This is a genomic window from Weizmannia sp. CD-2023, from assembly GCF_036225245.1.
Taxonomy (GTDB): domain Bacteria; phylum Bacillota; class Bacilli; order Bacillales; family Bacillaceae_C; genus Weizmannia; species Weizmannia faecalis.
Genome location: NZ_JARTJQ010000083.1, coordinates 18337 through 39761, shown reverse-complemented (window position 1 = coordinate 39761; position 21425 = coordinate 18337). Strand labels below are relative to the sequence as shown.

General features: G+C 46.1%; 17 protein-coding genes and 1 pseudogene. 13 read left to right on the top strand and 5 right to left on the bottom strand.

Annotation, left to right across the window (positions count from 1 at the left end):
• From P9687_RS12535 to P9687_RS12525, 3 genes and pseudogenes are all read left to right on the top strand, one after another.
• A pseudogene (locus tag P9687_RS12535) lies at positions 1 to 324 on the top strand (DUF4351 domain-containing protein); the annotation flags it as partial.
• 1 nt (position 325) lies between these two features.
• Positions 326 to 601, top strand: a complete 276-nt coding sequence (locus P9687_RS12530) for a hypothetical protein (protein WP_168985874.1) — start codon at positions 326 to 328, stop codon at positions 599 to 601.
• Positions 602 to 731: 130 nt separating this feature from the next.
• A complete protein-coding gene (locus tag P9687_RS12525; protein ID WP_014096155.1) occupies positions 732 to 1055 on the top strand; it encodes a DUF3870 domain-containing protein in 324 nt (107 codons plus the stop codon).
• Positions 1056 to 1323: 268 nt separating this feature from the next.
• Here P9687_RS12525 and P9687_RS12520 read toward each other — a convergent pair whose 3' ends face one another.
• The gene (locus P9687_RS12520) at positions 1324 to 2535 is read right to left on the bottom strand and encodes an acyl-CoA dehydrogenase family protein (protein ID WP_168985875.1); all 1212 of its coding nucleotides are present in this window, start codon (positions 2533 to 2535) and stop codon (positions 1324 to 1326) included.
• 4 nt (positions 2536 to 2539) lie between these two features.
• Positions 2540 to 3718 (bottom strand): CaiB/BaiF CoA transferase family protein, encoded by a 1179-nt coding sequence (locus P9687_RS12515; RefSeq protein WP_046721832.1) that lies wholly within the window; start codon positions 3716 to 3718, stop codon positions 2540 to 2542.
• A 725-nt stretch (positions 3719 to 4443) separates the two neighbouring features.
• On the opposite strand from P9687_RS12515, the gene P9687_RS12510 reads away from it, so the two are divergent.
• From P9687_RS12510 to celB, 7 genes are all read left to right on the top strand, one after another.
• Complete coding sequence (locus P9687_RS12510) at positions 4444 to 5457, top strand: NADP-dependent oxidoreductase (RefSeq protein ID WP_014096152.1); 1014 nt, start codon at positions 4444 to 4446, stop codon at positions 5455 to 5457.
• A gap of 539 nt (positions 5458 to 5996) precedes the next feature.
• Entirely contained in the window at positions 5997 to 7196 is a 1200-nt protein-coding gene (locus P9687_RS12505; protein ID WP_046721834.1) for an MFS transporter, read from the top strand.
• 207 nt (positions 7197 to 7403) lie between these two features.
• Positions 7404 to 9266: a BglG family transcription antiterminator gene (locus P9687_RS12500; protein ID WP_061577480.1), complete on the top strand. Its 1863-nt coding sequence runs from the start codon at positions 7404 to 7406 to the stop codon at positions 9264 to 9266.
• Between the two features lie 124 nt (positions 9267 to 9390).
• Positions 9391 to 9723 (top strand): PTS sugar transporter subunit IIB, encoded by a 333-nt coding sequence (locus P9687_RS12495; RefSeq protein ID WP_035189728.1) that lies wholly within the window; start codon positions 9391 to 9393, stop codon positions 9721 to 9723.
• Between the two features lie 35 nt (positions 9724 to 9758).
• Positions 9759 to 10070: a PTS lactose/cellobiose transporter subunit IIA gene (locus P9687_RS12490; RefSeq protein WP_235601138.1), complete on the top strand. Its 312-nt coding sequence runs from the start codon at positions 9759 to 9761 to the stop codon at positions 10068 to 10070.
• 36 nt (positions 10071 to 10106) lie between these two features.
• Positions 10107 to 11192 carry a DUF871 domain-containing protein gene (locus P9687_RS12485; RefSeq protein ID WP_035189694.1) on the top strand — a complete coding sequence of 362 codons (1086 nt, stop codon included), beginning with the start codon at positions 10107 to 10109 and terminating at the stop codon, positions 11190 to 11192.
• Positions 11193 to 11204: 12 nt separating this feature from the next.
• Complete coding sequence (gene celB, locus P9687_RS12480) at positions 11205 to 12488, top strand: PTS cellobiose transporter subunit IIC (protein ID WP_035189692.1); 1284 nt, start codon at positions 11205 to 11207, stop codon at positions 12486 to 12488.
• Positions 12489 to 12549: 61 nt separating this feature from the next.
• Here the strand turns inward: celB and P9687_RS12475 are convergent, their stop codons facing one another.
• The 3 genes from P9687_RS12475 to P9687_RS12465 all read right to left on the bottom strand — a co-directional run bounded on the left by P9687_RS12475 (position 12550) and on the right by P9687_RS12465 (position 15850).
• Positions 12550 to 13962, bottom strand: coding sequence for a glycoside-pentoside-hexuronide (GPH):cation symporter (locus tag P9687_RS12475; RefSeq protein WP_328220780.1), 1413 nt, complete (start codon positions 13960 to 13962; stop codon positions 12550 to 12552).
• Positions 13963 to 14245: 283 nt separating this feature from the next.
• The gene (locus P9687_RS12470; protein ID WP_014096144.1) at positions 14246 to 14422 is read right to left on the bottom strand and encodes a hypothetical protein; all 177 of its coding nucleotides are present in this window, start codon (positions 14420 to 14422) and stop codon (positions 14246 to 14248) included.
• A gap of 9 nt (positions 14423 to 14431) precedes the next feature.
• Entirely contained in the window at positions 14432 to 15850 is a 1419-nt protein-coding gene (locus P9687_RS12465) for an amino acid permease (RefSeq protein ID WP_035189688.1), read from the bottom strand.
• A gap of 478 nt (positions 15851 to 16328) precedes the next feature.
• Here P9687_RS12465 and P9687_RS12460 point away from each other — a divergent pair, with 478 nt between their 5' ends.
• The 3 genes from P9687_RS12460 (at position 16329) to P9687_RS12450 (ending at position 21060) form a co-directional block, all read left to right on the top strand.
• Positions 16329 to 18635 (top strand): helix-turn-helix domain-containing protein, encoded by a 2307-nt coding sequence (locus P9687_RS12460; RefSeq protein ID WP_161788365.1) that lies wholly within the window; start codon positions 16329 to 16331, stop codon positions 18633 to 18635.
• A gap of 187 nt (positions 18636 to 18822) precedes the next feature.
• Positions 18823 to 20013, top strand: coding sequence for a glycine C-acetyltransferase (locus P9687_RS12455; RefSeq protein ID WP_035189687.1), 1191 nt, complete (start codon positions 18823 to 18825; stop codon positions 20011 to 20013).
• 69 nt (positions 20014 to 20082) lie between these two features.
• The gene (locus P9687_RS12450) at positions 20083 to 21060 is read left to right on the top strand and encodes an L-threonine 3-dehydrogenase (RefSeq protein ID WP_035189685.1); all 978 of its coding nucleotides are present in this window, start codon (positions 20083 to 20085) and stop codon (positions 21058 to 21060) included.
• Positions 21061 to 21425 lie beyond the last annotated feature (365 nt).

Genomic DNA, 21425 nt, shown 5'->3' with positions numbered 1-21425 from the left:
GAACTTGACCCTGCAAAAATGAGGCTGTTACACGGTTTCTTTGATTATTATTTAAAATTAAACGAAAAAGAGGAGGCGGAAGTAATGGAAAACATTCAAATGCTGGACCCAGACGAAGCAGAGCAAGTATTGAAGCTGCCGAATTCTTACTTTGACCGCGGGTATAAGAAGGGAAGAGAAGAAGAGAGAAAAGAAATGTTACAAACGATTCCAATTGCCATCAAAATGTTGCAGGCGGGTATGGAGCTTCAATTAATTGTAGAAAAAACCGGCCTGATCCAGACAGAAGTGGAAAAAATAAAACAGCAACTGGAGCATTCATAAGATGGAAGTCAGACTGCCTGGTGTGGATGGAAAAGAAGTTGTTTTAGACTTGCCGAACTATTATTATGACCTCGGGTATAAAAAAGGATTTAAAGAGGGATTTAAAGAGGGATTTAAAGAAGGATTTAAAGAAGGAGTAAAGGAGAGAAGAGAAGAAGAAAGAACACGATTGATTATCAACTTGCTAAAAAATCAAGTGGATGTGAAGGCCATCGTCCAAGCATCCGGCTTGAGTGAGGACGAGATCATGAAAATCAACAGGGAGAACAATTGGTAAGAACACCATTGTACTTCAAAACCGCCAGCCTGCAGCAGGCGGTTTTGAAGTACGCTCGTTTGCCTGTACAAGGAATTCTCCGCCATGCTGCTGAATAAAGAATAAAGCTTTACACGAATGGGGGATGTTGATGCAAACTGCTTTTATTGCGGGCCATGCGAAGCTTCCGTCCGGGATGGCGGCCCAAAATATTTATGATACTTTGACGATAACGGCGGAAATTGAGATGAGGTACGGTGTCATTCTTGATGTCTCCTGTACACTGGCTACGGAGCACGGAAGGAAATTTATTTCCCATCTGCTTAGGGGTTACAGCTTAAATGATGGCATTGAGGAACCATTGAAGCAACTGCAGGAATTTTACTTAGGCAAAGCTTCAAATGCCTTAATTTCTGCTTTTAAAGATTTGTATAAACAGTATCGTCTCGTATTGAAAACAAAACAGGGGGAATAGCCCCCTATCCAAATCGTGCTTTCACCATATTCTGAGCGTTTTAGCCAAACTTTATAGGTAAGGTTTTTATAGAAAATGAGAAAAAGCTTTGCACTCGAAAGCCATTTTTGCAGATATCCTTTCTATGGATGGCAAACATTGCAGCACTTGCTGAATGAGCCGGAAAAAAAGCCACAACGGATTCGGCCAGCAAGACTGTTGCCGCTTATGACGCCGTTAAAAATTTCTATACCGAGGCTACTGGTATTTCATTGAAGATGTTGCGCCGTTACGATTCCTCCGCACCGCTTTCTGTAAACGGCCAGCCCGGCAGCATTTTGCTGAGCGGTTTGTCCGTACGATAACCGAGGACGTATTCTGCCTGCATGATCGTGTGAATTTCGCGGGTGCCTTCGTAAATGACCGGTGCCTTCGAGTTGCGCAAGTAGCGTTCAACCGGGTATTCGCTTGAGTAGCCGTACGCGCCATGAATTTGGACGGCATCGTTGGCGGCTTCATTGGCGAAGTCGCACGCTTGACATTTGGCGAGCGAGGTTTCGCGGGTGTTGCGCTTCCCTTGGTTTTTCAGTTCGCCAGCGCGGAAAACGAGGAGACGGCTCATTTGGTAGCCTGCTTCCATTTTCGCAATCATTTGCTGGACAAGCTGGTGTTTGCCAATTTCATGCCCGAATGTTTTCCGCTCATGGCAGTATTTGACGCTTGCTTCAAGGCAGGCCTGGATTAACCCGCACGCGCCGGCTGCCACGGTAAAGCGGCCATTGTCGAGCGCCGACATGGCAATTTTGAACCCTTCGCCTTCTTCTCCAAGCAGGTTTTCTTTTGGCACCCGCACATTGTCAAAGAACAGTTCCCCGGTGTTTCCGGCTCGGATCCCGAGTTTGCCTTTAATGGCTTTTGAAGAAAAACCTGGCATTGTACGCTCCACGATAAATGCGGAAATGCCGTGATGCTTTTTCGCTTTATCAGTGTAAGCAAATACGAGAAAATGGTCCGCGACATCGCAAAGCGAGATCCATGTTTTCTGCCCGTTTAAGATATAAAAGTCCCCGTCTTTTTCGGCCGTTGTGCCAATGCCGGCAACATCCGAGCCCGCGCCAGGTTCCGTGAGGCCGAATGCCCCGATTTTCTCGCCTTTTGCCTGCGGGACAAGGTATTTCTGCTTTTGTGCCTCTGTTCCCCACTGCAAAAGGGTCAGGCTGTTTAAGCCAGTGTGGACGCTCACGGCCGTTCGGAAGGCGGTATCCCCCCGCTCGAGTTCTTCGCAAACAATCGCGAGCGCGTTATAGTCCATGCCGCTTCCGCCATATTTCTCCGGGATGCAGACCCCCATCAGGCCGAGATCCGCCAGCTTTTTCAACAGGCTTGTTTCAAAATGGTGGTTTTCATCCCATTCGCGAATAAAAGGCATAATCTCTTTATCTACAAAATTCCGTACGGTTTTCTTTAAAAGTTCCTGTTCTTCCGTCAGTTCAAAATGCATGATTTCATTCCTCCTTGTACGCTTCAATTTCTTCTTGTGAAAATCCGATTCTGCGTAAAATCTCTTCTGTGTGCTCTCCCGGCATGGGCGGGTGTTGCACGTACCGGACAGGGGTTTCAGATAGTTTCAACGGGCTTGCAACAAGTTTGATTTCCCCGGCAATCGGGTGCTCCATTTTAATCAACATTTCCCTTGCCTCAAGCTGCGGATCGGCCGCCACCTGCTCGAGGTTTTGGATTGGACCGCACGGAATTTTCCGCTTCTCCAATGCTTCCCGCCAAAAGGAAACCGGTCGGGTTCGAAAAACTTTTTCCAAAATCGGGATCAATGTCTCACGGTTTTCTACCCGTTTCGGATTTGTCGCGAATCTTTCATCCGATGCAAGTTGCCCCAGGTCGAGCAATTCACAAAGCGTCTGAAACTGGCGGTCGTTTCCAACGGCGATCGCAATCTCCCCGTCGCTCGTTTGAAAAGATTGATAGGGAACAATATTGGGATGCCGGTTGCCTAGCCGTCCGGGAATGTTACCCGACATAAGAAAGTTGCTGGCAATATTAACAAGGGCCGTTGTAGCTGAATCGTAAAGCGAAAGGTCGATTTTCTGCCCTTTCCCCGTATGCTCCCTTGCCAAAAGGGCAGCCTCTATGCCGATGCAGGCGTAAAGCCCTGTTAAAACATCGGTAATGGCGACGCCTGTCTTCAGCGGCGGCCCGTTTTCTTCGCCTGTGATGCTCATCAGCCCGCTCATCGCCTGGATGATAAAATCGTAGCCGGGCAAATCTTTGTACGGGCCGGTTTCCCCGAACCCCGTAATCGAACAGTAGATGAGCCGCGGGTTGAGTGTCCGGAGCGTTTCGTATCCAAGCCCAAGTCGCTCCATCGTACCGGTTTTAAAATTATGGATGACAACATCGCTATTTTTCGCCAGCCTGCGAATGATTTCTTTTCCGCTTTCACGCTTTAAATCTAGCGTAATGCTTTTTTTATTTCGGTTGGTGCACAAATAGTAAGCGCTTACGTTTTGCTGAAACGGTGGTCCCCATCCCCGTGTTTCGTCACTGCCGCCGGGTGCTTCGACTTTGATCACCTCTGCACCGAGATCGCCAAGGATCATCGTGCAGAAAGGCCCGGCCAGCACTCTTGTTAAATCAAGCACTTTTATCCCGGACAATGCGGATTTCAACCTATCCACTCCTTTCAAAAAGTAGAAAAAGCCAGCATTGCATCCATGAGGCACGGATAAAATGACTGGCTTTTTCTGCCGGACAGCTTATCTTGCGGGATAAGCAGGCAGAATAAACAGTTATGTCTTTCTTTAATTGGGGCTTGCTGAATAAGCAAAGTTCCTCGATTTGGCAAGGCTGCTAACAGCTTTGGCAACCATTTAAATGCAAAGGTTTTACCACAGATCCAGGGAAATGCTTGCACTCGAAACCCGATTCAACGTATGGAGAAGATGAAATCTCCCCTTTTCGCAAAAGGATTCTTCTAAATTTTTGAGACAGAGCTTGCAGACAAATTGGGTACAAACTTAGAATCGGATTCGTTCAGCAAGCCCTAATTGGATTACCCCCGGCTGGCTTTGTTCACGCATTCCGGGAAGGTAACATCGCACAAAGCTTGGCGGATGTTATGTATATAGGATAATCCATTCCGGCAAAATTGTAAATCGTTTTTGAATATTTTTATTAGAAAATCAAAACAAACAGTCAGATTGGCCATGCTGATAGCGGCGGCCTATCCATACAGTCCTAAAGTGCATTCGCATAGCGCGTGATCGTTTCGGATTTCATTCTTATCCAATGTAGGTTGAATGCCAATATCCGGAAAAACTTGATTGTTTTATTTTTGACCGCGGAATTGGGGAATGTTAAATTATAGGAAAATGGTTGTTCAGGAGGGATTTTCATGGATGGGAACAAAAAACAGATCCGGCTGGCAAGAAGGCCTGTTGGAACGCCAACAATGGAGGATTTCGCTTTTACCGAAGCGCCAATTGGCACACCAGGTGAAGGCGAAGTGCTAATTCGAAATGTATATATTTCCGTTGATCCGTACTTAAGGGGAAGAATGGAAGATGTGAAATCGTATATCCCGCCTTTTCAGCTGAATGATGTCATTGTAAGCGGCGTGATCGGACAGGTTGTCGCATCGCAGTCCGCCCAATTTAAAAAGGGCGACATCGTGATCGGCACGCTTGGTTGGGAAACGTATTCTATTGCGCATGAAAAAACGATCCGGAAGCTGGATCCCGATCTTGCACCCATAACGACCCATCTTGGCATTATTGGAATGACCGGGCTCACTGCGTATTTTGGTCTGCTCGATATTGGGAAGCCGAAAGCAGGTGAGACAGTGGTTGTATCGGGTGCTGCAGGGGCGGTTGGCTCCACTGTCGGCCAGATCGCAAAAATCAAAGGAGCACGTGCTGTTGGAATTGCCGGATCTGAGGAAAAATGCCGCTATCTGACAGAAACGTTAGGGTTTGATGCAGCCATTAATTATAAAACGGAAAATGTCAGAAAGGCACTTAAGGAAGCATGCCCTGACGGTGTTGATGTCTATTTTGACAATGTCGGCGGTGAAATTTCCGACGCGGTCTTCCCGCTGTTGAACGATTTTGCGCGCATTCCGGTATGCGGTGCCATATCCGCTTACAATAAAACAGAGCCGGACGTCGGGCCGCGTGTACAGCAATATTTAATCAAAACGAGTTCGCTGATGCAAGGTTTTACAGTCGGCCATTACAGTTCCCGCTTTAAAGAAGCCGGCGCCCAGCTTGCTGCCTGGTTGAACGAAGGCAAATTAAAATATGAAGAAACGATAACAGAAGGTTTTGATTCGATCATTGACGCTTTTCTCGATTTGTTTAAAGGAAAAAATATCGGAAAGCAGCTGGTGAAAATCAGCGAATTTGAATAATGTAGAAAGAAACAATCATCATTGGTGTATGGCTGCACCAGTCGGGACATAACGATGCATTGATTAGGTATGGGTCGAGGATCGAGGCTGCCATACTTGACAACAAGTTATGTCCTTCTTTTGTGCATTCACCCAGCTATATGGAATTTCACAATAAGGCCGGGCATTGTTCTTGCTTCTTTTATATAGAAGAATTCCTGATTATGCTGTAAAGTCGGCCAAAAATTTGGACCGTGGCTGAATCCGCGTTTATAAACCGGAGTGTAATGAGAGAAAGGCAGAGCAAGATGTCTTTTCCCCAATGCTTTCTGTTTCCCGCGTGTTTCTGGAATCTAACAGATGTTCAAAAAAGCTAAAAGCACAATGAAAAACCGAACAGGTCTCATGCAAATCTTCCTTTTTATTGGCGGAGTTTTCATGATTTCACCACAAGAATCCGGCTGTGCGGAGGGAAAATCGTCAAATATCTTTACCTTGCACACGCCTGGTGATTCCGGTATGATAGGGGCACAATGGTGTCGGCGCAGGGGGATATAAATTTGAGAGAACTGCTAACTAACCGGTTTGTCCGGATGATCTTTTTATCGGAACTATTTTTGCAAGCCGGGATCTGGGTACGGAATTTTGCCGTCCTGTTGTTTGTTACAGATAAAACGAACGGAAATCCGCTTGCGGTATCAATGATTTCAGTGGCAGATTATTTGCCCATTTTCATCTTTAGTTTTATCGGCGGGGCATATGCGGATCGCTGGCAGCCAAAGAAAACGATGATCTGGTGCGATTTGCTGAGTGCCGCCTCGGTTTTTGTCGTGATCGGGGCGCTTATATTTGGGTCGTGGCAGGTGATCTTTTTTGCCATGCTCGTTTCTTCCACTTTATCGCAGTTTTCACAGCCGTCAGGTTTAAAGCTGTTTAAAATACATCTGGAAGAACGCCTGATTCAGCAGGGGATGGCGGTCTACCAGACGATTTATGCCGTGTTCATGATTTTTGGCCCTGTGATCGGCACGTTTGCTTATCAAAGGTTAGGCATTGATCTATCGATAACCATTACCGGCGTAGCTTTCCTGCTCTCCGCAGCGGCCTTGTCTTTTATTCCGCGCGATGAAAAGGTAAAAAAAGCTGAAAATGCGACAAATATTTTCCAGGAAATGAAAAGCGGGGTTCGTTATGTGCTTGCAAAAAAGGAACTCAAGCTGCTTGGCTGCGGATTTCTTACTGCCGGGCTGGGCGTTGGTCTCATTCAGCCGATGAACATTTTTCTTGTAACCGATCGCCTCGGCCTGCCGAAAGAATACCTCCAGTGGCTCGTAATGGTAAACGGGATCGGCATGATTGCAGGCGGCGCGTTTTCAATGTTTTTTTCGAGATCCGTCTCCCCGCTTAAATTGCTCTTTACCGGGTTGCTCGCGAATGCCCTCGGGCTTGCGGTGATTGGCGCGTCAACTTCTCTTTGGCTGACGCTTGCTGCGGAGCTGGTTTCCGGCCTGTTCTTGCCAAGCATTCAAATCGGGATTAGCACGATGGTTTTACAAAATACGGAAGCGGACTATATTGGTAGGGTGAACGGCACGCTTTACCCGCTTTTCACGGGGGCAATGGTGATCACGATGAGCCTTGCCGGCCTGGTGAAAACATGGCTGTCAGTGACGGCTGTTTTCGAAATTGCGGCGTTATTTTTTATCATTGGCCTCTGCTTTGCCTTCCCGTTAATGAAAGAACGATCACATGCGAGGTGAAGTCTTTGCGGGATGGGCAAGAGGCGAACAGTTTTTCAAAAAAGTTTTCCAAAAGAGGATGCTTCGAAACGACGGAGCACCTTTTTTCGTATACCGTTTTGTAAAAAATAGATGGACTCGTTTTCGTCAAATGGGTAGGTATATCGTTTTGTAAAATATGGATGGACAGCTTCTTTTAAATAGGGCAGTGAAAGGGGAATAGAAGCTTTGATTTCGAATCGGCAAAAACAAATATTATGGTTGTTACAAAAGTCGGCAGGCCCTCTGAATGCGAAGGCCATCGGGGAACGGCTGGGCATTAGCGACCGGACGGTAAGGGAGGAAATTCGGCAAATCCAACAGAAGAGCGATGCGCTTGGCGTAAAATTGAAAGTGCTCAGGGGAAAGGGATATCTCCTTGAAAAAGTGGACTATCGTCGTTTGCTCCAGTTAGAGGAAAACGGGCTTTTTGCAGAACAGGAGGAAAGGGTCAAGTACATTTTAAAGCGTTTGCTGCTGGAAAAGGATTATGTGAGGCTGGAAGATTTGGAAGCAGATCTGTATGTTTCAAAGTCGACACTTCATACCGATTTGAAAAAGGTAAGAAAAATATTAAAAAAGTACGACTTAAACCTGGCTAACCGTCCGCATTACGGAACAAAAGTGGAGGGCGGTGAATTCAAAAAAAGGCTGTGCCTGGCGGATTCCATTTTTGGCTGGCAAAATAAGCCGGGTCAACAAAGTACCCCGTTCAATCAGGATTTATTCCAAAAAGTAAAGCAAATCTTGATTCGCGTCATTTCCAAATACCGGATACGCTTTTCCGATATAGAATTGCAAAATTTGGCAACCCATATTACCCTTGCATGCAAGAGAATCGAGGACGGGTTCACGATTGAGCCGTTGCCATTTCACTTTAAAGAATCCTACACTTTTGAAAGGAAAGTGGCAAAGGAAATTACCGGGGAAGTGGAAAAAATCTCCGGCATCCCGTTTCCCCCTGCAGAAATAGACTATATTCTCGTCCATTTACTGGGGACAAAACTGATCTCCAAGCATGTAGCGCGGCAAGTATCCGATGAGATTGATGATATTGTCAACGCCATCCTCCATAAACTAAAGACTCAGTTTCATTGGGATTTCAGCAATGACCAGGAATTCAGAAACGGACTGACATTGCATCTGCAAACATCCTTGAACCGGATGAAATATAAGATGAATATCCGGAATCCGTTGCTGAATGAAATGAAAACTAAGTTCCCCATTGCCTTTGAAGGGGCAGTCGCTGCCGGCGAGTGCATTGAAGCGGTTATCCATAAAAAGGTGAATGAGGACGAAATCAGTTATCTTGCCATTCATATTGCCATCGCGCTTGAGCGAATGAGAAAGAAGAAGCGTGTTCTTGTTGTGTGCGCGACAGGGTTGGGCAGCGCCAAAATTTTGTCCTATCAGCTGGAAAACAGATTTGCAAATGAGATGGAGATTGTGGACACGATCAGCTATTACACTCTCTCTGATTATGATTTGTCACGGGTAGACCTGATTGTCAGCACGATCATGATTCCCGATTATTTAGCAGTGCCTGTTGTGGTGGTCAGTCACTTTTTGGAAGAGAATGATGCCATCCATATCCAACGGGAAATCGGCCGTCTGAAAGGGAATGTGCAGAAATATATGGCGCCTTCCAAAATATTTATCCATCAGGAGCTGGACAGCAAGGAGAAAGTCATTCAATTTTTATGCAAAAAACTGGTCGAACAGCATGCCGTGCCGGAAAATTATGCAACACTTGTTTTGAAAAGGGAAGCGATTGCATCGACTGCTTTTGGCAACCTGGTCGCAGTCCCGCATCCGCTTGAACCGGTTACCCACCGCACCTTTTGGACAATTTGTACACTTGTCCGGCCAATTCAGTGGGATGAAGACAAAAAGGTGCAGCTGGTTTGTTTGCTCAATGTTGGAAAAGAAGATGGCAATTTGAATATGATGTATAAATATTTAACTGGGATCGTCCAAAACAAAACAGCCGTTCAGAAGATCCTCAAATGCAACACGGTGGAAGAGTTGATACAATGCATGGAGGCGGGCTGATTGCTTTTTGCAATTGGCTTTTTTGTTTGATTTTTTCCACTTGCAAGCGGAAAAAATTCGGAATAAAAGTGAAACGCTTTCATTCTATAATGAAAGTGTCAAGAAAAGACAGGAGGAGAGCATCATGGGAGACGAAAAAATCCGGATCTTATTGGTTTGCTCGGCAGGCATGAGCACCAGCCTGCTGATGGAAAAAATGCAACATTCGGCCCAGGACCGGGGAATTAACGCAGAAGTGATGGCCATGTCTTCAACGGAAGCGGATAAATTTTTGAAAAAGGAGCATGTAGATGTGCTGCTTTTGGGTCCGCAAGTCCGTTATATGAAAAAGAAATATGAAAAAGCGCTGGCAAAAACGGATATTCCTTTGGCTGTCATTGACATGAAAGACTACGGAAAAATGAATGGTGAAAAAGTACTGGATGCTGCGTTGCAACTTGTAAACGCCGGCAAATAAGGAAGGGGGTGTGCAATTTGGAAGAACCGCAAACAATGGATGTCGTCATGGATTTAATTGTTCACAGCGGCAATGCCAAAAGCATTGGGATGGAGGCGCTGGACGCTTCGAAGCAAGGGGACTTTCTTTTGGCCCGGCAAAAGCTGGAAGAGGCGGATCAGGAATTGCTGGTGGCCCACCAGGCTCAGACCAATCTTTTAAAACAGGAAGCATCCGGCCAAACGATGTTCGTATCACTTCTTATGGTACACGGTCAGGATCATTTGATGAATGCCATTACTTTTTTAGATCTGGCAAGGGAACTGGTAGAAGTCTATCAAAATATGAAGGTCACGACAAAAGGATAACTGCAGCCATTTACAGAGAAAAGGAGCGTGTGCCATTTGGGACAAATCGGTATTTCTATTTATCCGTCGCGCAGCCGTTTTGAAGAGGACAAAGCTTATTTGGATCTGGCAAAAAAATACGGTTTTACAAGAATTTTTGCAAGTTTGCTGGAAATACAGGGGGATCAGGAAGAAATAGTTCGGAAATTTAAAAACACTATCCATTATGGAAACACAATCGGCATGGAGACGATACTCGATATCAATCCGGGTTTGTTTGAACAATTGGGAATCCGTTACGATGATCTCGGCTTTTTTAAAGATCTTGGGGCATCCGGCATCCGTCTCGATCTTGGATTCACCGGGGCTGAAGAAGCGAAAATGACGCAAAATCCGTACGGCCTCAAGATTGAAGTCAATATGAGTTCAGGGACAAGGTATATCGATCATATTATGAGTTACAGGCCGAATACAGAAAAACTGTATGCCTCCCATAATTTTTATCCGCAGAGATACTCGGGCCTTTCACAGAAACATTTTGAACAAACGACAGCCGTTTTCCGGGGATACCCTATTCATACTGCAGCGTTTGTCACTTCCCGCTATGGGGATCTCGGGCCGTGGCCGGTCCAGTCCGGGCTTTGCACACTGGAACAGCACCGCAAACTCAGCCTGCTGACCCAGGTGGCGCATTACCGCATCATGGGAACCATTGATGATATTTTGATTGGCAATGCGTATGCAACGGAAGATGAGTTGCGCGCCATGTCAGCAGTTTATTTGAATGTCCATCCTTCTTTGGAAGTGGAATTGCAGCCGAATCTGTCAAACATTGAACATCAGATTTTGCAGGAAGTTCACCAGTACCGGGGGGATTGTTCCGAATATATGATCCGTTCTTCTGTGACAAGAAGAAAATACCGGGACCACGACATCGAGCCCGGTGATACGCGCCCGATTCAACGCGGGGATCTGTTAATTTGCAATGATCGTTTTGGACAGTACAAAGGGGAGCTTCAGATTGCATTGAAAGAGATGGAGAACGAAGGAAACCGCAATGTTGTCGGCCGTGTGAAAGAAGAAGCCGTTTTCTTATTGGATTACCTGCAGCCTTGGTCCACTTTCAAATTGATTTTTTCATAGGGGGTAAAAGAGATGCTTGAGAAAATTGAAGCCATTGCCGGCGCGATTGGAAGCCAGAGACATTTACGGGCGTTGAGAGACGGGATTTTGCTCAGCATGCCACTGATTATTATCGGTTCTTTTTTTCTCATATTGGGCAATCTGCCGATAAACGGCTATACCGATTGGTTAGCAAAGATTGAGCTAGCACCTGTCTTTAATAAAATTGTAAACGGTTCTTTCGGCCTGATGGCGATTATCGCCGTGTTCGGAATTGCCAGGAGCCTTGCCGACCATTATGAAGTCGACGGAGTAAGCGCAGGGGTTGTGGCCTTAGCCAGTTTTGTTATTGTAACGCCAGATGTGGTGGCAAAATCCGGTTCGGGCATTCCATATGCTTTTGTAGGCAGCGGCGGGTTATTTGTTGCCATTTTAATCGGACTCATTTCGGCTGAAATTTTTAGATTTTTTGTCCAAAAGAATTTTACCATTAAAATGCCTGAAGGGGTACCGGTAGCGGTTGAAAAATCATTTGCGGCCTTAATTCCTGGGTTTATGGTTATTCTCGTTTGGAGCTTGGTCTACTTACTGCTTGGTTTAGCTGGTGTGGACAATATTCATACTTTATTAACCGGTATTTTAGGAAAGCCGCTTGGTGCGTTGGGCAGCAGTTTATGGGGAACGTTAATCATCATTGCTTTAAATTCTCTGTTCTGGTTTGTCGGCATCCATGGGGCGAATACGATCAATCCGGTCATTCAGCCGATTTGGCTGCAAAATACGGATGCCAACCGGATTGCATTCCAGACGGGGCATGCGCTGCCGCATATTGTAACGAATGAGTTTATGATGAATTTTGTCTGGATGGGCGGCGGCGGCACCACGATCGGCCTTGTCATTTGCCTGTGGTTGTTTGCAAGAAGCAAAAACAATAAAGCGATGGGATCGCTTTCTGTCGCGCCGGGTGTTTTTAACATCAATGAGCCGGTACTGTTCGGGCTGCCGGTCGTGCTGAACTTTAAACTGCTGATTCCTTTCGTGCTGACGCCTATGATTACTGCTGTCATCACTTATTTTTCAATGGCAACCGGCCTGGTGGCAAAACCTGCAGGCATCGTCGTTCCGTGGACAATGCCGCCTGTGATCAGCGGCTACCTCGCAACCGGAGGGAAAATCAGCGGGGCAGTCATCCAGCTCATTACCCTGGCTTTATCTGTCGGCATTTATTACCCATTCGTTCGTAGCATGGATAAGGCTGAGCTGAGAAATGAACCGGACGAACAACAGGAACCAACGACGAAGGATAGCATTGCTTAATCCATTAAAAGGCGCTTGTCCTATTTGGCAAGCGCCTTTTAATGGAAATAAAGGAGCAGTATTATTTTGCGCTTAATTTATGCTCAAGCTGTTTTACAATTTGCGCGTGTTTTTCTTCTGTCAGCCTGATTTTGAAAAAGTAGAGCAATGCTGCAATGGCAATTAAAATCATCGGGCCGAAGAAAATGAAAAGTTTAAAGGTGAATAACCCATGGCTTGAGATATCACTTGGGAGGGCATTCCCTGTCATACCGGCAAGTACGGCTGCTATCCCAACAATCCCGTTGGAAAAGGCGCCGGCGAGTTTATCAAGCAAAGGGCGTACGGCTAATGTGACAGACTCATTCCGGTTCCCATTTTTTAATTGCCCGTATTCTACACTGTCGGTAATCGTCATCAGCGCCGCCAGGAAAATCATCGGATAAGGGAAAAAGTACAGCGAAACCGCAACCAAAACAGGGATTAAATGATGCCCGGCCAATAAGAACAGCACATAACCACAAAACATGAATATAATGCCGCCGGTGTAAATGGTTTTGCGTTTCACCCATTTCACCATTACCGGGAACAGGGCGACAGAAATCATGCCTAAGATGGCCGTAATCACACCGACTAAATAGTAATCACTCTGTCTTCCTAACACATATCTAAAATAGTAAATTAAAAGCGAGTTTGTAATCGTATACCCGAAAGCAAAAAGAAAATAAGAGAGTGCGAGCCACATTAACTGGTCATTTTTGCCGAGCACTTTAAAAACATCGCGAAGGCGAATCTTTTCAGTGTTTTCCCGGATCAAGTTCTTTGTTTCTTTCGTTCCCCAAATGGTGGCCATCGCCCCTAAAAAGGAGACAAGCGCAATGACAATTGCAAAACCGAGCCACCCGGCGCGTGTTTCCGTCTCACCTGAGGTACCGGAAAAAATATGGGAGAAAAAAGTAACGAGCGGTACAACCGCGATGGCAACGCCCTGGGCTCCTAAAGTAGAGCCAAAACGGGAAATTGTGCCGAATTTGGCCCTTTTATCCGAGTCAATCGTTATGGCCGGCAGCATCGACCAGAAAGAAATATCTTTAATAGAATAAAATACATCAAGAATCACAAAAATAATGCCAAACAGAATCAAATAAAGATACGGGCTTTTTGTTGTTAAACCGCCTAAATTGGTAAAAATAAGAATCAACGCGATAGAGCTTACAGCCGCCCCGACAAACAGCCATGGCTTAAATTTTCCGTAACGTGTTTCCGTATTATCAATGATGCCGCCGATAAACGGATCTAACGTGATTTCGGCAATACGGATCACGACGATCATGGTTGTTACAATCCCGATCATTTTCTCCCCCAACCCCGAATGGGTGCTGTCGAAAAGCTGGCTGGTGACAAAGATCATAAAATAGGTGCTTAAAGCGCTGTAAAAAGCATCATGGCCAAAAGCCCCGAATGCATATGACAAATACTGTTTCAACTGTTTCAATCTTAACGCCTCCTACCTAGGTTTAAAAAGTACATCCTGTCCGCCTGCGTAAAGCTTCGAAATTTTTACTAAAAAGTTATGAAGTTTAAAACGAGAATAATAGAAGAAATCCATAAAAACGCTAACATAAACCGCTTACAAAGTAAAGGATATGCCAATCCCACGGCGATGTCAAGTGATTTTTAGTAAAGTTTTACTAAAATATGTGGCATAATTTTCTCTCCGAACCTGTTTCAAAAAGAGAAAGCCTCCATCCAAAAGAGGCTCCCCTTTTTCCATTCATCTATTCCCTTTTAGGTTCCCCTGTAAAACGTCTGTCTCTTTTCTTATGATCGTGCGTTTCCCCGGCGTCTTCCCGGACAAATGCAAGTCCGTAGCCGGTCGGGCTGATTTCAAGTGTTTCCCGCTGATTCTTTTTCGACGGCGGGTTCAAGTTTGGGTCAAATTGATTGGTTTCCATAAATCCTCCCTAAGTGGATTCCGGGGTTTTCTGTTCTGTACGTCTCCCCGCTTTTTTCCATACGGCATAAGCAGCTGTAATGAGCAAAAAGAAACATAAAGCGGCATAAAATCCCATCCGGAAATCGGCCACGCGTAGGCTCATCACAAACAGTACCATTATGGCAAAAAGCGAGGCATAAGCGCTCGGAACGCCCCAGATCAGTTTTGATTGATACGTTTCGTGTTCACTCCGTTTTTTTCGCCAAACAAGAAATGTAATTAAATTCAACGCCCAGTTCAAAAAGGTGATATAGGACGATGCCGAAACCAAATAGTTATATAAAGCAGCAGGTAGGAGAAAGGACAGTCCGACAACGAGCAGGCAGCCCGCCCCGGCTGTCAGCCATGCGTACCGGTACAAGCCGTTTTTAGCATGTCTTAAAAACAGGTGCGGCCCCTTTTTTGCCTCTGAAAGCGAAACGATTAACTGGACAGATGTATAATAACTGGCCGCCATGACGGAAAAAGCTGCAAGCAGGATTACAATATTGAAAAAGGAAGCCGCACCACTCATGCCGATCACATCCAATGCATGAACAAAAGGTGATTTATGGACGGAGACGGTATTCCATGCAGTCAGCATGACAAGCACGAGCATCGACAACACATACAGGCCGGCCGAACCGAAAACCATGAACCCGGCTGCCCGCGGAATCTGGATGCGCGGCTTTGCCACCTCCGTGGATGCCATTGCGACCGCGCTGATCCCGGAAAAAGAAAAGATGACAACCAGCATGGATTGAAGCAGCCCGGAAATGCCTTTCGGGAAAAAGGCATGTGGGCTTGAAAAAGGGTTGCGGGCCGCCATCCCGTTCTGCGTGAATAGCACCCAGGCCCCCACGGCAATAAAAGCAATGAGTGCTGCCACTTTAACAACTGCCATTCCCGATTCAATCGGCCCGAAAATCTCCATATTCATGGCATTCAGCACAATAATCACGGCCATAAAAACGATTGCGAGCACGGGAAGCGGCACTTTCGGCAGCCAGTAGTGCGCAAAAACGCCCATCGCGATTGCTTCCGACCCGATCGCCAAAATACTTGAAACAAATAGCGCCCAGCCAATTAAAAAGCCGGCATACTGCCCCAGAAAATGTTCAATATAGACCCGGAAAGACCCTTGCTGCAGGCGGTTTACATTGATGCTCGTCATTGCCCCGAGCACCTGCATCATGAGAAGGCTGCCGATCAAAAAAGCAAGCGAAACGGACGGCCCCGCTTCCCTGACAGCAAGCCCCGAACCTAAAAAGTACCCGGCCCCGATCACTCCACCGATCCCAAGTCCGGCCAAACTGTACTCATTTAATTTGCCGCCCCTTTTTCTCGCCGCTTTCCGCTGGTGCTTGGACACCGTTCCGATATTGATCGTTTTTTGAATTTTGCACACCCTCTTTATCTGCCTTTTCCGTTATCATGCGCCGGCACGGGGGGATCCATACGAAAAATCGTGTCGCTTTGGGTTTTGCCCGGCTTCTAAACGGGGGAGTAAAGAATAACCATGCGATTCGCCGGCAAACCTTCGTTCATTTCCTGGCCTTTTATGCCCGGTTGCCGGCGCTTTTTCCCGGCATAGGTTTTTTTCACCCGGCGCGGAACTTTCCAGCGTCGTATGCGTTTTCCCTGTTTTAATGAAAAATCGAGTATAATAAGGGCAAAGAGGCCGGTTTGGTTTGCACCCTTACTTTGCGGCTGAAGCCAAATATTATTTGATTTTTTAGATCGCATCCTGCAAACCGCGGCCCTTCCTGCAGCATGCTTTTTTTCATAAAAATGCGCAATGGCAGGTTCCTTTTCGCCATTCCAGCCATCAAAAACCTCGCGCTACTGCAGCCGGGGGAGCTTGAAAAACGTGAAAGGTGATATTCATGAATGATCCGTTAAAAGATTATCAAATCAATTTGCAAAATATGGAATACGACCCGCCCCATATCGGTTTGGGGATTGAGCTGCTTCTTGTCATAAAGGGTGAGCTAGAGGTGACGGTCAATCAACATGCGTGCCATTTATCGGAAAATCATCTTTTGCTTATAAACGCCAATGATATCCGTTCGATGAAGGGCAACAAGGAAAATGTGGTGTTATCGCTGCAAATCCCGCTGGAAATGATCGAGGCATATTATCCTGCCATTCATGAATGCCGGTTTGATTGTGACTCCTCCAATGAAGACAATGGGATGTATATGTTTTTTGACCAGATCCGCCAGCTGATGGCAAAAATTTTCATTGCCCACTACCAGCAGAAAGAGGGCAGTGAAATTGAGATTTACAGTATGATTTTTCAGATTGTGCTGATATTAATCCGGAATTTTAAAACCACCTATCTTGGCCGCCATGCCCACTCCAGGATCAACGATGAACGGATGAAAGAGATTCTCGCTTACATTGGGAAAAATTACCGGAAACCAATTACACTCGCGGAAATCGCCAACCGCCATTACTTGTCGCTTTACTACTTATCCCGCTATTTTAAAGAACAAGTGGGCGAAAGCTTCTCCCAATATATCAAACAGCTCCGTTTAAAATCGGCGGTGCGCGAGCTTGTTTATACGGACCACCCGATTACCCGGATTTCCCTGAATAATGGTTTTCCAAATGTAAAGGCATTCAATAAAGCTTTTAAAGAAAAATACCGGCAAACGCCCTCTGAATATCGCCGTCTTCACCAAATTGAACTTTCGGATACGGAGGAAGATTGCGGAAAGAAAAAATCTACATTGCTGACATCGCCCCAGTTTTTCATGGAAGTCAGCAAATACATTTCGGAGCGGGAAAAAAGCACGATGCTGACGGAACTGGCTGTTTCCACCGTTTATATCGCCCTGCCGCCGGAGCCTATGTTCACCGGCGAAAAAGGTGCAAAAATACTGGCAATCGGGAACCTGGAATATGCTTTACATGAAGAGGTGCAGGCGGAGTTGAGGCTCATCCAGGAGGAAATTGGATTTGACTATGTCTATTTTTCCAATCTGTTTTCGGACAGCTTTGCGATGACAACGCCCCTCTATCAAATTGGCGGGCAATTTTACCAGATGGATGCCTTGTTGAACAGCTTCCAACGGCTTGGGCTTGTGCCTTTCATTCGCGTGGAGGTTGAAAAAGAAGCAGCAGACAGCGCCGGATATTTGAAGAAGCTGGATGCCTTTTTACAGCACAGCCTTCAATACTTTGGTAGCGCTTTTCTCGGAAAGTGGCGGTTTGAATTGGTTTTCCGGGAGTGGGGCGGCACGCAAAAAAACTTTTACCACGCCTTTTATCAAACAGTGAAGAATCGGGCTTCTGCTGTGAAAGTGGGCCTGCATGTGCCGGTTTCTCTGGAAGCCTCTAAAGATGCCTTTTTAAAGCAAATTTCCGGCGAGTGTGAGTTCGTTTGTTTTACCTGCAACCCAAATGAAAAAGTGGATTTTACCGATATGAATAACCGCACTTTTGAAGGTGTAAAAAACTTCGTAAAGAAAACGTGTAAGCAATTAAAGGATCGTTTATCGTCTGCCGGTTTGGCCAAGGTGCCAATTTTTCTTACGGACTGGAATACACTTTACGGAAATACGATGGATTTAAGCGGCACTTTTTTTCGTTCGGCCCTTATTTTTAAAGAAATGCTCGATGCCATGAAAGAAATAGACGGTTTAGGATTCTGGATTGATACCCATTCTCTCGAAAAAAACAATACAGGCCGGGGCCATATTGCGATGAACGGCATTGCCCTTTTGTATTATTACCAAATCAAACGCCCTGCTTATTTTAACTTGCAACTGATGGAAAAAATGGCGCTGCAGATTTTAGCTGAAGGGGAGGATTTTGTCATGGCAAAAGGGGAAAACGGTTACCAATTGGCCGTGTACAACCCTTCTTATATCAATCCTTCTTATTCTGTTGAAAGTTACTTTCTCCATTCTGTCACGAAGGAAAAGAAAATGGTGATTTCAGGACTGCCGCCCGGGCGTTACCAAATCCGGAAGCATATTCTGGATCAACATCATGGGGAATTTTATACGAGTTCGATCAATTTGCAGCATCAGGATATTTACGATCCAGAAATCATCACGTTTATCAAGCAGGGAACCCACCCTGATTTGCAAATTTATGAGAAGACAGTGGACTCGGCGCTGTATTTGCAATCCACTCTGACCTTTAATGCATTTCATCTTTTCGAAATCAGGCCATTAGGTTAAAACTTAACGGCCTTTTTTTGCAATTTATCCGGCAATAACAGAAAGGAAAGGCAAATATGGAGGATACACACAGCAAAAATGGAAATGCAAGTGAAGGAAAAGTCATTTAAAATGATAAAATAAAAGCGCTTTCATTCGCGGATTGCGGAAGATAGATTGAAAAATGCATGAACGGAGGTTTTTTGTCATGTCCGGAAAAGTGTTAGAGAACATATTAACCCCGCAACTGGAGGAACTGCGTGAAAAGGGGCTGTACAACATCATTGATACACTGGAAGGCCCCAACGGACCGGTTGTTAAAATTGGCGGCAAAGAAGTCATCAACATGTCTTCAAACAATTATCTCGGGTTAGCAAACGATGAAAGGCTGGTCCAGGCAGCGATTGATGCGACAAAGCAGTACGGTGTCGGGGCCGGCGCTGTCCGGACCATTAACGGAACGATGACAATACATGAAGAGCTGGAAAAAAAGATTGCCGAATTTAAGCATACGGAAGCGGCGATTGCCTTTCAATCCGGATTTAACTGCAATATGGGTGCAATTTCAGCGGTCATGACAAAAAAGGACGCCATTCTTTCTGATGAATTGAACCATGCGTCCATTATTGACGGTTGCCGTTTGTCCGGGGCAAAAATCATCCGGGTGAAACACCAGGACATGGATGACTTGTGGCGGGCTGCAAAAGAAGCGGTTGAAAGCGGCGCCTACGAAAAAATCATGTATATTACCGATGGCGTTTTTTCCATGGACGGGGATGTTGCGAAGCTTCCGGAGATCGTGGAAATTGCCGAGACGTTCGGTTTATTGACGTATGTCGATGATGCTCATGGCTCAGGCGTAATGGGAAACGGCGCAGGAACGGTAAAGCATTTTGGCCTTTCCGATAAAATTGATTTCCAAATTGGCACCCTTTCAAAGGCGATTGGTGTTGTAGGCGGCTATGTGGCCGGCACCCGGCAACTGATTGACTGGCTGAAAGTGCGCGCCCGCTCGTTTTTGTTTTCGACAGCCATGACGCCGGGATCTGCCGCAGCCTGCATAAAGGCGATCGACATCTTAATGGATTCAACAGAGAGAGTCGACCGGCTGTGGGAAAACGCGCGGTATTTAAAAGAAGGCTTGAAAAAAATCGGGTTTAATACCGGGCAATCGGAAACCCCGATTACGCCTTGTATCATCGGCGAAGAAACGGTCACGCAGGAATTTTCGCGCCGTCTTATTGAGGAAGGGGTTTACGCCAAAGCCATCACTTATCCGACCGTGCCAAAGGGAACCGGCAGAGTGCGCAATATGCCTACTGCCGGCCATACGAAAGAAATGCTCGACCAAGTGCTTGCTGTATATCAAAAAGTCGGCGAAGCGCTGAGCGTTATCTGAAACGGCTGTGTGGCGCCCTTTCCAACAGGGGCTGGACCCATTTTCATTTTTAACGGGAGGTTGTTTGCGATGAAAAAAATACTTCTAACCGGCAGCCTGGGGCAAATCGGTACAGAATTAACGATCAGGATCCGGGAACTTTACGGAGCAGAAAATGTCCTCGCCACGGATATCCGCCATGTGGATGACAGCCCGGTTGTAACCGATGGCCTGTTTGCGACACTGGATGTCATGGACGGCGAGCGGATGCAAAAACTGGTCAATGACTATCAGATTGATACGATCATCCATTTGGCGGCGCTCCTGTCCGCAACAGCTGAGGAAAACCCGCTTTTCGCCTGGAATTTGAATATGGGCGGTCTATTGAATGCGCTAGAGGTGGCGCGGCATTCCAACTGCCAGTTGTTCACGCCAAGCTCGATCGGCGCTTTTGGCCCGTCAACGCCGAAAGACCATACCCCCCAGGACACCATTCAGCGGCCAAATACGATGTACGGTGTTACGAAAGTAAGTGCGGAATTGCTCTGTGATTATTATTTTACAAAATTCGGCGTGGATACCCGCGGCCTCCGCTTTCCCGGCCTGATTCCCCACAAAGCGCTTCCGGGCGGCGGGACGACAGACTATGCGGTGGATATCTATTATGAAGCGTTAAAGCACCAAAAGTATACATCTTATATTGCGAAGGGCACGTATATGGATATGATGTATATGCCGGATGCGATTGATGCGATTATCAAATTAATGGAAGCGGACCCGTCTGGATTAAAACACCGAAATGCCTTTAATATAACGGCCATGAGCTTTGACCCTGAAGAAATTGCCGCTTCAATCCGGAAATATATACCGGCGTTTACGATGGATTACAAGGTTGACCCTGCCAGACAGCAAATTGCCGATTCCTGGCCAAACAGCATTGACGCCACAGCGGCCAAAGAAGAATGGGATTTCAACCCCCAATACGATTTAGACCGCATGACAAAATCGATGCTGGAAAACTTAGCGAACAAACTGGGGGTCGAGTGCAGGTTGATGGAGTCGGTTTGAGTTTTTGCCTGGTTACATGATGAAAATCACAAAGAGGATAGATGAGCAGCATCAATGCTCTATCTATCCTCTTTTTGTAACCGCCGCATGATATGGCATGTTATTTTGTTGCTTCGACACCATCAGTGGCTCGGAGGATTTTTTCAGGAACTGAACCGTAGGGTACAACCGCCCATTGACAACGATTGAATTAACCTGTATATTTCGTCTTGCGAAATGTTGCTTAGGGTAACGAAACTGTTTGTATGATGCCTGCGCTTCTGATGTGGGCGCGGGTGGATGGTGAAGGCGTGTTGATTACGAAAATGATCTCGCTGTGGCCAGTGCTTTCTAATAAGGGTCAGGGCGGATGTTCAAGAAATTGA

Bases quoted from the DNA above. Each gene is read 5' to 3' on its own strand.
- P9687_RS12530 (WP_168985874.1), top strand. From the start codon at position 326: ATGGAAGTCAGACTGCCTGGTGTGGATGGAAAAGAAGTTGTTTTAGAC.
- P9687_RS12450 (WP_035189685.1), top strand. From the start codon at position 20,083: ATGAAAAAAATACTTCTAACCGGCAGCCTGGGGCAAATCGGTACAGAA.
- P9687_RS12460 (WP_161788365.1), top strand. From the start codon at position 16,329: ATGAATGATCCGTTAAAAGATTATCAAATCAATTTGCAAAATATGGAA.
- P9687_RS12470 (WP_014096144.1), bottom strand. From the start codon at position 14,422: ATGGAAACCAATCAATTTGACCCAAACTTGAACCCGCCGTCGAAAAAG.
- P9687_RS12455 (WP_035189687.1), top strand. From the start codon at position 18,823: ATGTCCGGAAAAGTGTTAGAGAACATATTAACCCCGCAACTGGAGGAA.
- P9687_RS12520 (WP_168985875.1), bottom strand. From the start codon at position 2,535: ATGCATTTTGAACTGACGGAAGAACAGGAACTTTTAAAGAAAACCGTA.
- P9687_RS12495 (WP_035189728.1), top strand. From the start codon at position 9,391: ATGGGAGACGAAAAAATCCGGATCTTATTGGTTTGCTCGGCAGGCATG.
- P9687_RS12525 (WP_014096155.1), top strand. From the start codon at position 732: ATGCAAACTGCTTTTATTGCGGGCCATGCGAAGCTTCCGTCCGGGATG.
- P9687_RS12510 (WP_014096152.1), top strand. From the start codon at position 4,444: ATGGATGGGAACAAAAAACAGATCCGGCTGGCAAGAAGGCCTGTTGGA.
- P9687_RS12490 (WP_235601138.1), top strand. From the start codon at position 9,759: ATGGATGTCGTCATGGATTTAATTGTTCACAGCGGCAATGCCAAAAGC.
- celB (WP_035189692.1), top strand. From the start codon at position 11,205: ATGCTTGAGAAAATTGAAGCCATTGCCGGCGCGATTGGAAGCCAGAGA.